The organism is Magnetovibrio blakemorei, from assembly GCF_001746755.1.
Lineage (GTDB): Bacteria > Pseudomonadota > Alphaproteobacteria > Rhodospirillales > Magnetovibrionaceae > Magnetovibrio > Magnetovibrio blakemorei.
The window spans coordinates 82676-95674 of sequence record NZ_MCGG01000025.1 but is presented as its reverse complement, the minus strand read 5'-3'; the positions used below and the strand labels follow the sequence as shown (position 1 = coordinate 95674).

The following is a 12999-nucleotide window of genomic DNA, read 5'->3' as shown; positions in this document are numbered from 1 at the left end:
AGCCTTAGATGGCTTTGATTAATCTTAACAAGTTACCCTGTCCATCTGGAGGCGGCAAATGTTCAACCGTATCCATGACTTCGCGAATAAAATGAACCCCAAGCCCCCCTGGGCGCACGTCATCCAAATCACGCGGTTTAATCTTTTTGACGTCTACGGCGGGTGCATAGTCCCGAATTAATATCACAAATGACCCCTTTTCGCGGCGAAGATCAACCGCAATATCGCCTTGGCTCTGATTGCCCTGACCGCCCCGATCCCCGCCCCCATAGGCATGGCGCACGACATTTTGGCAGGCTTCGTCCACGGCCAACACCAAATCTTGACATTGTTCATGGGAAAAGCCGCAAGCCGTTGACGTTTCGCTTACCGCGCGACGCACCAGTTTCAAGCTTTCCGCCCGCGCCGGAACGGTCAGAGCGCACAAGGAGCCTTCAAAGACACTGTCCTCGCCGTTTTCCCCCATCGCTTGATCCCTCTTCACGACTTTCAGGGCCGTATTGTCGCCACGTTTCAAGCGCTCTTGCAAGGGTTTGGCGTCATCAATGACCAAAACCGTTATATCATCGCGCAACACCACGCCGTCCTTGGTCAGGCAATCGGCAATCGCATCGATGCGGGTTTGTGCGGACTGACCGGCCGCAACCCCGCTCTGCACCATCGCCTTAAAACCATCCGCACCCAACTCGACGCCGGGTTCCACGTACCCCTCCGTCGCACCGTCGGTGAAAATATAAAGTGAGCCCCCCTCCAGATAAATCACCTCTTCCGGCACGGGTCCACCGCCCGTGAGTTCGGGAGGAATGCCCACAGGGGGGGCTGTGGCCTCCAAAGCTTGGAACTGATCGTCGGTGGAATGCAGCAAGGGCGGCTCGTGCCCCGCATTGGCCAGCACCAAGCGCCCGGTGGTCGGGTCATAGATGCCCGCCACCATGGTCACGAACATGCCCCTGAGCGACGTTTCGCACACTTCGGCGTTGATGCGCTGCAGCAACCGCCCCGGACGCAAATCCTCTTTGCCCAAGCAGCGAAACAAACTGGCGGTTTTCGCCATCAACAACGCCGCATTCATGCCTTTGCCCGACACATCGGCCAAGGTGAAGGCAATGCGGCCGTCATAAAGCGTGAAATAGTCGAAAAAATCACCCGACACCACCCGGGCTGGGCGGTTGACGCCGCAAACGGGAAAGTCTTCCCCAGCGGGTGCGGGCAACAGGCCACGCTGAATTTCCGCAGCCAGCGCCAGTTCCCGACGCATGACTTCCTTTTCCGCCAGCTCACCCGCCATGCGCGCGTTGGAAATGGCCAACGCCGCCGATCCCGCCAAGGCTTCAAGCAGCGTTAGGTCTTCCTGCGTAAACAGAGCATCGCCACCGGACTTGTTGACCATTTCCAGCGCGCCCAAGATCTCGTCCTTGACCGACAACGGCACACACAAGATTGAGCGGGTGGTAAAATCAAATTGTTTATCGAGGCTTTTGTTGAAATGAGGATCGTTTTGCACGTCCCAAACCATTTCCGGGGCATTGTTGGCCACTGATCGCCCCACGATGCCGGTACCGGCGGGAATCGACAAACCGCGCACATCGACCGGGCCGTGACTGGCGCGACACACCAGTTGGCCGCCGTCCAAATCGCCTTCCAACAAAAACAAAGCGCCACCTTCGGCCGCCATCAAATGGGCAATGCGCTTCAACGCCAGGCTCATGGTGGCTTCAATGTCTAAGGTGGCGGCAAAGTGCCGACCAATCTCGACCAAAAGTTCTAACGGCTCGTTCACCTCGTCCCCTCCTTATCCACCACTTTTATAAGGGACTCGCCTCCATCTGTGATGCGTTATTTTAAAAATTCAGGTTTTTTAAGAAAAATTCCAAAAACTCTATTTTTGATCCACAGGCCCACCCCATCCATATGCACGCACATGTGGCGCAGCTTTCCTAGAATCTCAACCCATCCCCCCCCTATTGTCCCCCTATTTTGAGTGCGGTCATTGTGCACTGCAAAAGGACAATCAATTGACACTGGTCAATTCACATACTACGAAGTCTGTACAATCCCCCGAAAATCACCCCGGGGGTGAGATTTTATCGTCATTACTACACTTTATTTAGTGTAATAAACATCGTTAACAACATGACACACACTTCGTCCGACATTGGGGAGAGACTATGACTTCTGATGCTGAAACAGCCCATGTGCATGAGCACCATTGGGAATGGAGCTGGGCACCGCTTTTTGTGGTAGCCGGTACGTTTTTCCTTCTGCCGATCTCGTTTGGTTTTTACTTTGCTTATGACAGTTTGATGTATACGGCGATTTTCGCTGGTTTGGGGACCGTTCTGCTCCTGGCTGGTGTGTCCATTTGGGTGAACGAAGGTCTGACACAAACGCCGCTGCTGGCGGGCGTTGCGAACATCGGTCTGCCGATTTTCATCCTGTCTGAAATCTTCATCTTCCTGTCGCTGTTTTCCAGCTATTGGATGCTGCGTTTGGGGGGTCAGTCTTGGCCCCCCGAAGGCACGCCCGATGGCGGTTTGGAAAAGGGCATCCCGTTGATCATGACCGTCATCTTGGTGTCATCTTCCGTGACCTGCCACATTGCCGAGGAAAAACTCGATCATGGAGATCTGTCCGGTTTCAATAAGTGGTGGATTTACACCATTATTTTAGGCGCGATCTTCTTGGGTTTCACGGTATATGAGTGGCAACACCTGATCCATCTGGACTTCATCCCCTCCACCAACGCCTATTCCACCGCGTTTTACACCATCACCGGTTTCCACGCTTCACACGTGCTGCTCGGTCTTGGCGCTTTCATCGCGGTTTTGATCCCGGCGTTGGGTGGCCGTACGAACAAAACGTTCGTCAATTGTGTGTCCGTGTACTGGCACTTCGTTGACGTGGTTTGGTTCTTTGTCGCTTCTCAGATTTACTTCTGGTAAGCCAAAACGGACGGATATCGGTCGATGTTTTGGACACGGACTCTCATTTCAGCAGCTCTGCTCAGCTGTGCTTTGGCTGCATTTCCAGCCAAAGCACAGTACGGCGGAGCTGTACCCGTGTCGGACATCGACCCATCCATTTTCCAAATCGACGAAAAAAAGTTTCTCGGCACGAAGGTGAACGGTGATGTTCAGCTGATCGACGCCATGGGTCAGGAATTCAAACTGGCCGATAAACTTGGCAAGCCGCTCATATTGGTTTTGTCCTATTACACATGTGATGGCAGCTGTTCCATCATCAATCAAGATCTCAACGCCCAGTTGGCCGACTTGCAAGGTCTCACCCCGGGTGAAGATTTCAACGTGTTGACCATTTCATTTGACGAACACGATGGCCTCGACAGCTTGGGCGTATTCAAACAACATTTGAAAATGACCGAAAGCATGAACGGATCGTGGACGTTTGCGACGTTCAAAAACACAGACCAGATCAAGTCGTTCGCCGATTCAATCGGCTTTACATATTTTTGGTCGCCCCAAGATCGCACCTTTTTCCATCCGGGTGCCTTTATGTTCTTGACGCCTGAAGGGCGTATGGCGCGGGTGTTGTATGCACTCAATTCCTCGCCCCAAGACATCAAACTTGCCGTTTTTGATGCGAAGGCCGGTGAGTTCAAGCCGGGTGAGATCATCGATTTCGCCGTGAGCCTTTGTTACAGTTACAACTATGCTGAAGGAAAATACACGGTCAGCATTCCGTTGTTTGTTGGTACGGGCGCCTTGTCCTTAGGCGTCACGTCCTTTGCAGTTTCCGTCCTGTTTTTTCGCAGGCGGAGGAGAGGGAGATTAAGTAAATGAGGAAACTTCTGTCAGCAATGACGGGATTGGCGGGTGCGGCGTTGGCATCGGGTCAAGCTCTTGCTCAGGAAATCCGCAATCCGGCCGAAGAGTGGGAACACTTGTGGGATGAGGTGATGATGGACATCACCATCATCGGCGTGATTATGACGATCGCAGCCATTGTGATGTTGATCAAATACCGTGCAACCAGCCCAGACCAAGTCGGCACAGCAAAAAAGTTGACCACTGTTCAGTCGATTTCCTTTGCCCTGATCCCGGCTGCTGTGTTCATGGCTGATGACTTCTATCTGGCCGCAAACGGCTGGACCGTTTGGAATGCGTATCGCCGCGTTCCTGAAAATGCCATGGAAGTCAAAGTCACAGCCTATCAATGGTACTTCGAATTTGAATACCCCGATGGCACTGTGGCCGATGGCCTTTTGGGTGACGATGACCTGCCCAAACCAATTTTGGTCCCCCAGGGTCAACCCGTTGTGTTTCGGATGTACTCGGAAGACGTGCTGCACTCGTTCGGCTTGCCTTACTACCGCGTCAAGGAAGACATCATGCCGGGACGTATTACCTACGTGTGGATCAACACGGAAGAAGCTCAGACCGATGCCGTTTTGCAATGCGCTGAATTTTGTGGTGAAAACCACTCGAAAATGTCCAATCCGATCCATGTCGTGCCGCAAGATGAGTTTGAGGCTTGGCTCGCGAAAACCGCGGCTGAAGGCTAAGGCGTAGCCGAGAGGGAGAATTTACCTATGAATACACACACAACCACGGCCGGACACGCTGCTGTCCCAGCCTGGAAAGAGTGGCTACTGACCACCGATCACAAACGTATCGGCATCATGTATCTGGTCGGTTCCATGGCCGCGTTCGGCGTCGCTGGCCTGATGGCCCTGATCATCCGCGCAGAGCAGATGGAATTGGGCATGCAGATCGTGACGTCCGGCACCCAGTACAACAGTTTTTTGTACTTCCACGGCGCAGCCATGATCCTGGCCTTTTTGATCCCCGGTTTGACTGGTTTTGCGGCCAACTACTTTCTGCCGCTGATGATCGGCGCGCGAGACGTCGCGTTCCCACGCATCAATGCGTTTAGCGTATGGCTGTTCTTCTTCGCCATCATCTTGGCGTTGTTGAGCTTTGTCATTCCGGACGCGCCCGACATCATGTGGACCGGCTATCCGCCGTATTCCGTCAACACGTCCGGCAACACCGCATTTTACGTGTTCACCGTTCACTTGTTGGGCTTTTCGTCAATCTTGGGTGCGGTGAACTTCTTGGTCACAGTGATCTATTTGCGCGCACCGGGCATGGGTTGGAACCAGTTGAATATTTTCGTCTGGACCACCGTTGCCGCATTTGTCTTGCAGTTGGTCTTCATTCCGGTGCTGGCCGCCGCGGTAACGCTGTTGCTGTTTGACAAGTATCTGGGCACGCACTTCTACGACCCGTCTGCGGGTGGCGACGTGCTGTTGTACCAAAACCTGTTTTGGTTCTACTCACACCCCGCCGTGTATGTGATCTTCCTGCCGGCCGTCGGCATCTTGTTTGAAATCATCGCGACCATGTCTAAAAACCGCGTGTTCAACTACAAGGCCGCCGTCTATCCAGGCATCTGGGGCATCGTTGCCATTTCCGGTATCGTGTGGATTCACCACTTGTATATCTCCGGCATGCCCGACTGGATTCGTCTTGGCCACATGGTGACGACGCTTCTGATCTCGGTTCCGGTCGGCATCTTGGTGCTGTCGCTGTGGGGCACGTTGTACAAAGGCGCAATCACCTATAACACCGCCATGATGTATGCGGCTTCGTGCTTGTATCTTCTGTTGATCGGTGGTTTGACGGGTATTCCGCTGGCGCTGCCGTCGATGACGCTGCACCTGTCGGAAACGTCCTATGTGCACGCGCACTTCCACTTCATTATGGCTTTGTTCTCTGCCTTTGCGCTGTTTGGTGGCATTTATTACTGGTTCCCCAAAATGACCGGCCGCTATGCCGACGGTGCCTTGGCGACGTTCAGCTTCTGGATGAACTTTATCGGCGTGAACGTGACCTTCTGGCCGCTGTTCATCATCGGTAAAGAAGGCATGCCGCGGCGCTATTGGGATTACGAAATGTTCAAGGACGTGCTCGTCATGGGCCACCCCTTTGAAGATTTCCACAAAGTCGCAACGGTGGGCGCTGGTATCATTGCCATTGGCATGATTATGCAGACCTACAACTTCATCCACTCGGCCTTTAAAGGCAAACCGGCACCGACCAATCCCTGGAACTCCAGATCCTTGGAATGGACCCACACCGTGAGCCCTCCGGGACCCGGCAACTTCGGCGACACCGATGTGGTGGTCGACGAAAACTGGACGCCATACGAGTACAACAAATAAGATCTCACGATCTGATCAAAATGAAGCGGGGGCCTTTGGGTCCCCGCTTTGTTTTTGCACCCTATAGCCCTTTGCATTGTGAGGATAAATGCGCTCTCTCCTTGCGAAAAACACCCCAGAGCGCTATACCAACACGACCATTCAAACCGGGAGCCCTAACGCATGCACGACGCCACGAAAGCCACGCCACCGCAGGTGCCCATCCGGCCCCAAATTCCACGCGCAAAGATCTGGCTGTTCGGGGCTTTATTCTTTTTCGTTGCCATTTCCATGTATGCCGGGACCATGTACCGAATTAAGCACTACGGTTATGTTGGTGTGGGGGCAGACCAGCCCATCACGCCAGACGCAAAATTGACCAACTGATGCGGACCATCCCTTATGCTTGATATCTCCTCCATCCCACACATCAACGCCGTCTTAAACGCCGCGACCGTTGTTTTGCTGTGGATTGCGCGCCGTCATGTTAAGGCGGGCAACATCACTGCACACAAGAAAACCATGATTGCGGCGCTGAGCGTCTCGATGGTGTTCATGGGCTTTTATCTGGTTTATCACTTCAATTCCGGTCTCGCGCGATTTGGTGGCGAAGGCTTCATTCGTCCGGTCTACTTTACAATTTTGATCGTTCATGTCATCGGCGCCGTGGCAATCGTTCCGCTGGTGCCCTGGGCCGTATATCACGCGGTCAAAAACAACCGCGCCACCCACAAACGCATTGTCAAATGGGCGTGGCCGATCTGGTTTTTTGTCGCCGTGTCGGGGGTTCTGGTTTACACCATGGCGGTCCATGTGTGGCCCTGCACCGGGCCATGTTTGGCATCGGGATTGAGCCTTCCTGGTCGATGATTTAGGGCCATAATTTGTTTGAAAGTACAAGGCAATCACTATGGGCACGAAACACCATAACCTTCCCCCATTGATGGACCGCTTGAACGAGGCCATGGCTGAGCCTTCTGCGCGCCCCTGGCTGACCCGCTGGGTGGTCGTGGCCTTGATCGTGCTGGGTACGGCGGGGCTGTTCGCGCTGCCTTTGGCTTTTGGACGTGCCCCGGGACTCAGCGACCACTTCCCTTGGTTTGTGGACAATTTTCACCGTTTTTTGGTGGTCCACGTCGATTATAGCTTTGTGGTGTTTTTCCTGACCATTTTCGCCGCCATAGCGCACATCACCGCGCACCGTCTGGCCGCCGGGCAACCTCGTTACATGGTCCTGCAATACTTGGCTTTTCGCGCCACGGTCGTGGCCGTCGCCGGTCTGTTTATCCCCGTGTTCATCATGCCCGAGGGCGAACCGGTGATGAGCAATTATGTGCCGGTTTTGACCAGTGGGTTGTTTTACCTGTCTTTGTTGGTACTGGCAGGCGCCATGGCATTGATGGCCGTGTTCGTCCTCTTGAACCTTTTTAACCGCCCCCCAAAAGACCTCCAAACCCACGCTTATGGCATCGATATGCTGAGCCTTGCGGGTATTGCAGGGGCGCTGATTTATCTTTTGGCGTTTGCTTATTTTCTCTATGCCTGGAGCCTGCTCAACGGCCAGCCCGTCACCCATCAATTTAACGAAGAATTGTTTTGGGCCGGGGGCCATGTGCTGCAGTTCTTAAACGTGGTGTTGCTGGCGGGGACTTGGTATACGGTGAGTGCGGCGGTCTTCAACCGCACCCCGGCGCATCCCATGGCGACGGTTCTGTCCATTGATTTTTTGGTCGTAGCGGCTTTTGCCACCGGTGTTTTTTTCTTCCTCTATGAGGTTTTTTCCGCAGACTGGCTGTTGGGTTTCACCAACATGCAATACGCTTTTGGCCCGGCGGCTCTGCTGGTTGCCCTGCCGCTTTTTAAGTCGATTTTGCAAAGCCCGACGCGCCCTTGGAACAACCCCGGCTACGTGGCACTGATCCTCAGCCCCTTGGTTTTTGGCATCGGCGGCGTCATGGGTTTATTCGTCGATGGCCTAGACACCCGCACGCCGGCTCACTATCACGGCATGATCGCGGGCGTCACGCTGGCATTTATGGCCTTGTTTTACACCGTGTTTCTGCCGCTTCTGCACCGCCCCATCACGTCGCCCAGGCTCAGCTTGGCCTCTGTCTGGCTGTTCGGCGTGGGTCAAGCCTTGGCCAGCACCGGGCTGTTCATCGCGGGCGGTCACGGAGCGGCGCGCAAAGTGGCCGGTGCCGAACAGGGCCTGACGGAATTTTCCGCCAAGTTGGGCATGGGCCTCAACGGCGGGGCGGGTCTTTTGGCCATCATTGGTGGGGCCTTGTTTGTGTGGGTGTGCGTTACCGCGCTGCTGGGTAAACGCAGCGCACGATAAATAATCATTCGATATTCGGCCCGATGCCTATACATTTAAATTGGGCACGATGTTAGGGGTAAGGTTCACGTGGCAGAGACTAGCGAAAACAAGACGGCGGAAAATCCAGACGATCCCGACAACGGCGAAACGTATCGCTTTCGCGTTGCCGATTATGGCAATTTGTTAAAACCTCGGGTGATGATGCTGGTGGTCTTTACGGCCTTTACCGGCATGGTGCTGGCGCCCGGTCACATCCCCTTGTGGCAAGGCCTCGCTTCGATCTTGTGCATCGCCATCGGCGCAGGGGCGTCAGGGGCGATCAATATGTGGTATGATCGCGACATCGACCAATTCATGGCGCGCACGCAAAGACGTCCCATTCCGGCGGGCAAAGTCGAACCCACCCGTGCGTTGGTGTTCGGCGTGGTGCTGGCGACCGTTTCCGTGGTGGTGATGTATTTCGCGGTGAACAGCGAAGCGTCAGGCTTGTTGCTGTTCACGATCTTGTATTACGTGTTTCTCTATACCATGTGGCTGAAACGCTCGACCCCGCAAAACATCGTCATCGGTGGCGCGTCGGGGGCTTTTCCGCCGATGATCGGTTGGATTTCGGTAACCGGTGATTTTGCCTTTGAAGCAGGACTGTTGTTTCTCATCATCTTTTTGTGGACGCCGCCGCACACCTGGGCGTTGGCGTTGTTCCGCCATGGCGATTACGAACGCGTCGGCGTGCCGATGATGCCGGTGGTGGTGGGCAGCCACTCGACCAAACTGCAAATGCTGATCTATACCATGCTGCTGGTTCCGGTGACCTTGCTGCCGGGCTTCATCGGCATGTCGGGGCTTTTGTATACGGCGGGTGCCGGTGCGTTGGGAGCCTTGTTCTTGCATCATTGCTGGAAACTGTTGAAGGACAAAACCGACGCCCATGCCCGACCGACGTTTTTGTTTTCCATTCTCTATCTGACCTTAATTTTTGCGTTCTTGTTGATTGACCGGGTGGCGTGGATTCCCATGCCCATTACCTTGTAAATGAGCAAGACACCCTACCAAGACTTAGAAGACCGCTTTCGCCGCATGGATGCCGTCAGCGGTGCCTTGAGCATGTTGCACTGGGATATGTCGGCGATGATGCCACCCGGTGGCGTTGACAGCCGCACCGAACAATTGGCCGTGTTACAAACCTTGCATCACGCCATGTTGACCGATCCCGCCGTGCCGGATTTGCTGGACGGTGCCCAAGCCGATGTGCACTTGGACATCTGGCAGCAAGCCAACGTCCAAGGCATGCGACGCACCTGGGTGCACGCCGCCGCTATTGATGCGGATTTGGTGGAAGCCACCAGCCGGGCCTGTGCCAAATGCGAAACCGTCTGGCGCGACGCCCGCAAAAATTCTGATTTCAAAACCATTTTGCCGCATTTGGAAGAGGTCCTCAACTTAACCCGCCAGCAAGCCGAGGCCAAAGCCGACAAACTCGGCGTGTCCCCTTACGATGCCCTGTTGGATCAATACGAACCTCAGGGGCGCGCCGCCGAAATCGACGTGGTGTTCGCCGACCTGAAAGGCTTCTTGCCGGACTTTCTCGATGATGTTTTGTCCAGGCAAGCATCCGGTCCGGCGCTTCTGCCCCTGCAAGGCCCTTTCCCGGCGGCCCAGCAAAAGGCCTTAGGCAAGACCTTCATGACGGCGCTGGGTTTTGATTTCAACCATGGACGCCTGGACGAAAGCCACCACCCCTTTTGTGGCGGCACCTATGACGACGTGCGCCTGACCACACGCTACGACGAAGCGGATTTTATATCGGCCCTCATGGGCGTGCTGCACGAAACCGGACATGCGCTCTATGACCAAGGCCTGCCCAAACAATGGCGGGGCCAGCCGGTGGGTGCGGACCGGGGCATGAGCATTCATGAAAGCCAGTCGTTGCTGATGGAAATGCAAGCCTGTCGTTCGCCGGAATTCCTCCACTACGCCGCGCCCTTGCTCCGCGAAACCTTTAATGGTTCCGGTGAGGCGTGGAGCGAAGACAACTTAACCCGGCTCTACACCAAGGTGGAAAAAGGCTTCATCCGGGTCGATGCCGACGAAGTGACCTATCCCGCCCACGTGATCCTGCGCTTCAACTTGGAACGCGCCGCCATTCAAGGCGATCTTCAAATGGCGGATTTACCCGGAGCGTGGAACGACGGCCTCAAGGCCATCTTGGGCATCACCCCGCCCTCAGATCGCGAAGGCTGTTTGCAAGACATCCACTGGTTTGATGGCGCGTGGGGGTATTTCCCCACTTACACCTTAGGTGCCATGACCGCGGCCCAGTTCTTCGCCAAGGCCAAAGCCGACCAACCGGAAATCCTGCCCTCCATCGCCAAGGGCGATTTTGCCCCGCTGCTGGGCTGGCTGCGCGACCACGTCCACGCCAAAGGCTGCTTGCTCAGCACCTCTGATTTAATCCAAGACGCGACCGGCGAACCGCTGAACGCAGCGCATTTCAAAGCGCACCTCAAGGCCCGCTACCTGGGCTCTTGATGACAAATCCGGTTTGCGCCCCCCCACGGAACCTCCTCCTTCGTTAATCGAATTAGCAAATACATAGCATCGAACAATTTCGTTTGTTAAATAAGCATTGCGGCTGCAGGTTCTCCCCCGTTGCGACTCACATTTTTGCATGAGGAGACTTAGTCACATGCGCCGCGTATTCCCCGCCTCCCTTTCCGTCCTTTCCGCTGCTGTCCTTAGCTTGGCCAGCATGGGGGCAAATGCCACCGACATTTCAAACCATGATGCAGTCAACTATACGATCATGGTCACAGCCAACGACGTGACAAAAACGATCGTGCTCGATGCCAATAGCGATCTCGCCGAAGTCTGTGAAGGGTGTGAAATCTTTATGGAAGACGGACAAATCGTCCAAGCCAAGAACACCGACATGGTGATCATTGCGGGTGGTGAACTCAGTATTGCCGAATAACCCCAATACACTTTTGCAAAACGCTTAAAGCGGGGGGGCGGTTTCTGCTCCCCCGTTTTTGTTGCAACGCCCTTAAAGTGCGGTGCCTTCAAAAAGATCAGGACTGGGCGTCCGAAGAACCGACGTTTTTGTATTTTGTAGCGCGTTTGGCGTTTTGTTCCTTGCGCCGCAAACCCGATTGTTTGCGCTTTTTGCGCTCATCATCGTATTCTTTTTCAATGTGCTTATTGTCTTTAGAGAACTTATTGCTCATAGCGGCCTCATGGATGACGGGGCAGACACGTTCTGCCACGGCCTAAATTTACCCGCGTCCCTAAGCTTGCGCATAATGAAATTGCTTGATGGGTTTAATCAATATTTTCGATTAGAGCCGCGATTAAAAAATCAGCTGCAAAATCAGCGGCAGCAGCACGGCCGTCGCCAAGCCGTTGAGGCCCATGGCTAAACTGGCGAAGGCTCCGGCAACTTCGTTGACTTGCAGGGCCCGTGCCGTGCCGATGCCGTGGCTGGCTGTGCCCATGGCGAGACCGCGCGCACGCCAGTCTTTGACGCCCAGCGCGTTGAGCGTCCAGGTGCCGAACACCGCCCCGATGATGCCGGTCAAAATCACCAACACGGCGGTGAGCGACGCCACCCCCCCGGTGGCCTCGGCGATACCCATGGCGATGGGGGCGGTGACCGATTTTGGCGCCAGCGACAACAGGGTTTCGCGCGACGCCCCCAACGCCCAGGCCACCCCGATGGCGCTCAGCGCCGCCGTCACGGAGCCCGAAAGGATCGCCGCCAAAATCATCAAAAACGATCCCCGCACCTTTTGAAATTGCCGATACAAAGGCACCGCCAACGCCACCGTCGCCGGTCCCAGCATAAAATGAACGAACTTGGCCCCTTCAAAATAGGTCCCGTATTCGGTCCCGGTGCCCATCATCAAAGCCACCAACACCACCACTGCAATCAACACCGGATTGAACAACGGGTTCAAGTGGGTGCGGGTGTAAATCCACATCCCCACCTGATAAGCCACCAACGTCAACGTCAGCCCCAACAAAGGGGATGCGGCCAGATACACCCAAATTTCCGTGAAATTCTCACTCATCGGCTTGGTCCTGTTCCGCTTGTCCTTTGAGTTTGATCAACCCTTTCATCACCAAGGCGGTCACGGCGATGGTCGCCAAGGTGCTCACCAACAGCGCCGCGCTGATGGCCTGCCATTCGTCTTGCAGCAAGTGCAGATGCATCATCACGCCCACGCCCGCAGGCACAAACAACAAAGACAAATGCTTCAACAACCCCGCAGCGGTGTCCTTCAATCCATCGGGAAGCTCGCCGCGCACCACCAGCACGACAAACAACAACGCCATGCCCACCACCGGTCCGGGCAACGGCAAACCGAAGCCCTTGGAGATCACCTCGCCCAGCAATTGGAACACCAACAACCACGTGATAAAGCCGAGTGTCATACTTTTGTCCCTTAAAAACCGACGCTGATAAACGCTTCTCGATTGCTATTTTGGTCTCACAACACTAAGAAAGGGAGCACTTTTT

14 protein-coding genes are annotated in these 12999 nt (G+C 54.9%); 10 read left to right on the top strand and 4 right to left on the bottom strand.

Features of this window, described 5'->3' with window-relative positions:
• Positions 1–4: 4 nt before the first annotated feature.
• Positions 5–1780: an ATP-binding SpoIIE family protein phosphatase gene (locus BEN30_RS08845; RefSeq protein ID WP_069957981.1), complete on the bottom strand. Its 1776-nt coding sequence runs from the start codon at positions 1778–1780 to the stop codon at positions 5–7.
• A gap of 388 nt (positions 1781–2168) precedes the next feature.
• On the opposite strand from BEN30_RS08845, the gene BEN30_RS08840 reads away from it, so the two are divergent.
• The 10 genes from BEN30_RS08840 (at position 2169) to BEN30_RS08795 (ending at position 11454) form a co-directional block, all read left to right on the top strand.
• The gene (locus BEN30_RS08840; RefSeq protein ID WP_069957980.1) at positions 2169–2942 is read left to right on the top strand and encodes a cytochrome c oxidase subunit 3; all 774 of its coding nucleotides are present in this window, start codon (positions 2169–2171) and stop codon (positions 2940–2942) included.
• Between the two features lie 24 nt (positions 2943–2966).
• The gene (locus tag BEN30_RS08835) at positions 2967–3800 is read left to right on the top strand and encodes an SCO family protein (protein WP_139134937.1); all 834 of its coding nucleotides are present in this window, start codon (positions 2967–2969) and stop codon (positions 3798–3800) included.
• The gene (locus tag BEN30_RS08830) at positions 3797–4522 is read left to right on the top strand and encodes a cytochrome c oxidase subunit II (RefSeq protein ID WP_084005293.1); all 726 of its coding nucleotides are present in this window, start codon (positions 3797–3799) and stop codon (positions 4520–4522) included. The genes BEN30_RS08835 and BEN30_RS08830 overlap by 4 nt, the downstream gene beginning before the upstream one ends.
• 27 nt (positions 4523–4549) lie before the next feature.
• Positions 4550–6184, top strand: a complete 1635-nt coding sequence (locus BEN30_RS08825; protein WP_069957977.1) for a cytochrome c oxidase subunit I — start codon at positions 4550–4552, stop codon at positions 6182–6184.
• Between the two features lie 162 nt (positions 6185–6346).
• The gene (locus BEN30_RS08820; protein ID WP_069957976.1) at positions 6347–6550 is read left to right on the top strand and encodes a hypothetical protein; all 204 of its coding nucleotides are present in this window, start codon (positions 6347–6349) and stop codon (positions 6548–6550) included.
• 15 nt (positions 6551–6565) lie between these two features.
• Positions 6566–7033, top strand: a complete 468-nt coding sequence (locus BEN30_RS08815) for a DUF420 domain-containing protein (RefSeq protein WP_069957975.1) — start codon at positions 6566–6568, stop codon at positions 7031–7033.
• Between the two features lie 40 nt (positions 7034–7073).
• Positions 7074–8501: a cbb3-type cytochrome c oxidase subunit I gene (locus BEN30_RS08810; protein ID WP_069957974.1), complete on the top strand. Its 1428-nt coding sequence runs from the start codon at positions 7074–7076 to the stop codon at positions 8499–8501.
• 69 nt (positions 8502–8570) lie between these two features.
• Entirely contained in the window at positions 8571–9515 is a 945-nt protein-coding gene (locus tag BEN30_RS08805; RefSeq protein ID WP_084005291.1) for a heme o synthase, read from the top strand.
• Positions 9516–11012 carry a carboxypeptidase M32 gene (locus BEN30_RS08800; RefSeq protein WP_069957973.1) on the top strand — a complete coding sequence of 499 codons (1497 nt, stop codon included), beginning with the start codon at positions 9516–9518 and terminating at the stop codon, positions 11010–11012.
• A gap of 157 nt (positions 11013–11169) precedes the next feature.
• On the top strand, positions 11170–11454 hold the full coding sequence (locus BEN30_RS08795; RefSeq protein ID WP_069957972.1) for a hypothetical protein: 285 nt from the start codon (positions 11170–11172) through the stop codon (positions 11452–11454).
• A gap of 97 nt (positions 11455–11551) precedes the next feature.
• Here the strand turns inward: BEN30_RS08795 and BEN30_RS18625 are convergent, their stop codons facing one another.
• The 3 genes from BEN30_RS18625 to BEN30_RS08780 all read right to left on the bottom strand — a co-directional run bounded on the left by BEN30_RS18625 (position 11552) and on the right by BEN30_RS08780 (position 12914).
• Positions 11552–11707, bottom strand: coding sequence for a hypothetical protein (locus tag BEN30_RS18625; RefSeq protein WP_170827001.1), 156 nt, complete (start codon positions 11705–11707; stop codon positions 11552–11554).
• Positions 11708–11830: 123 nt separating this feature from the next.
• Positions 11831–12550 (bottom strand): LrgB family protein, encoded by a 720-nt coding sequence (locus BEN30_RS08785; protein WP_069957970.1) that lies wholly within the window; start codon positions 12548–12550, stop codon positions 11831–11833.
• A complete protein-coding gene (locus BEN30_RS08780) occupies positions 12543–12914 on the bottom strand; it encodes a CidA/LrgA family protein (RefSeq protein WP_069957969.1) in 372 nt (123 codons plus the stop codon). The genes BEN30_RS08785 and BEN30_RS08780 overlap by 8 nt, the downstream gene beginning before the upstream one ends.
• Between the last annotated feature and the right edge of the window lie 85 nt (positions 12915–12999).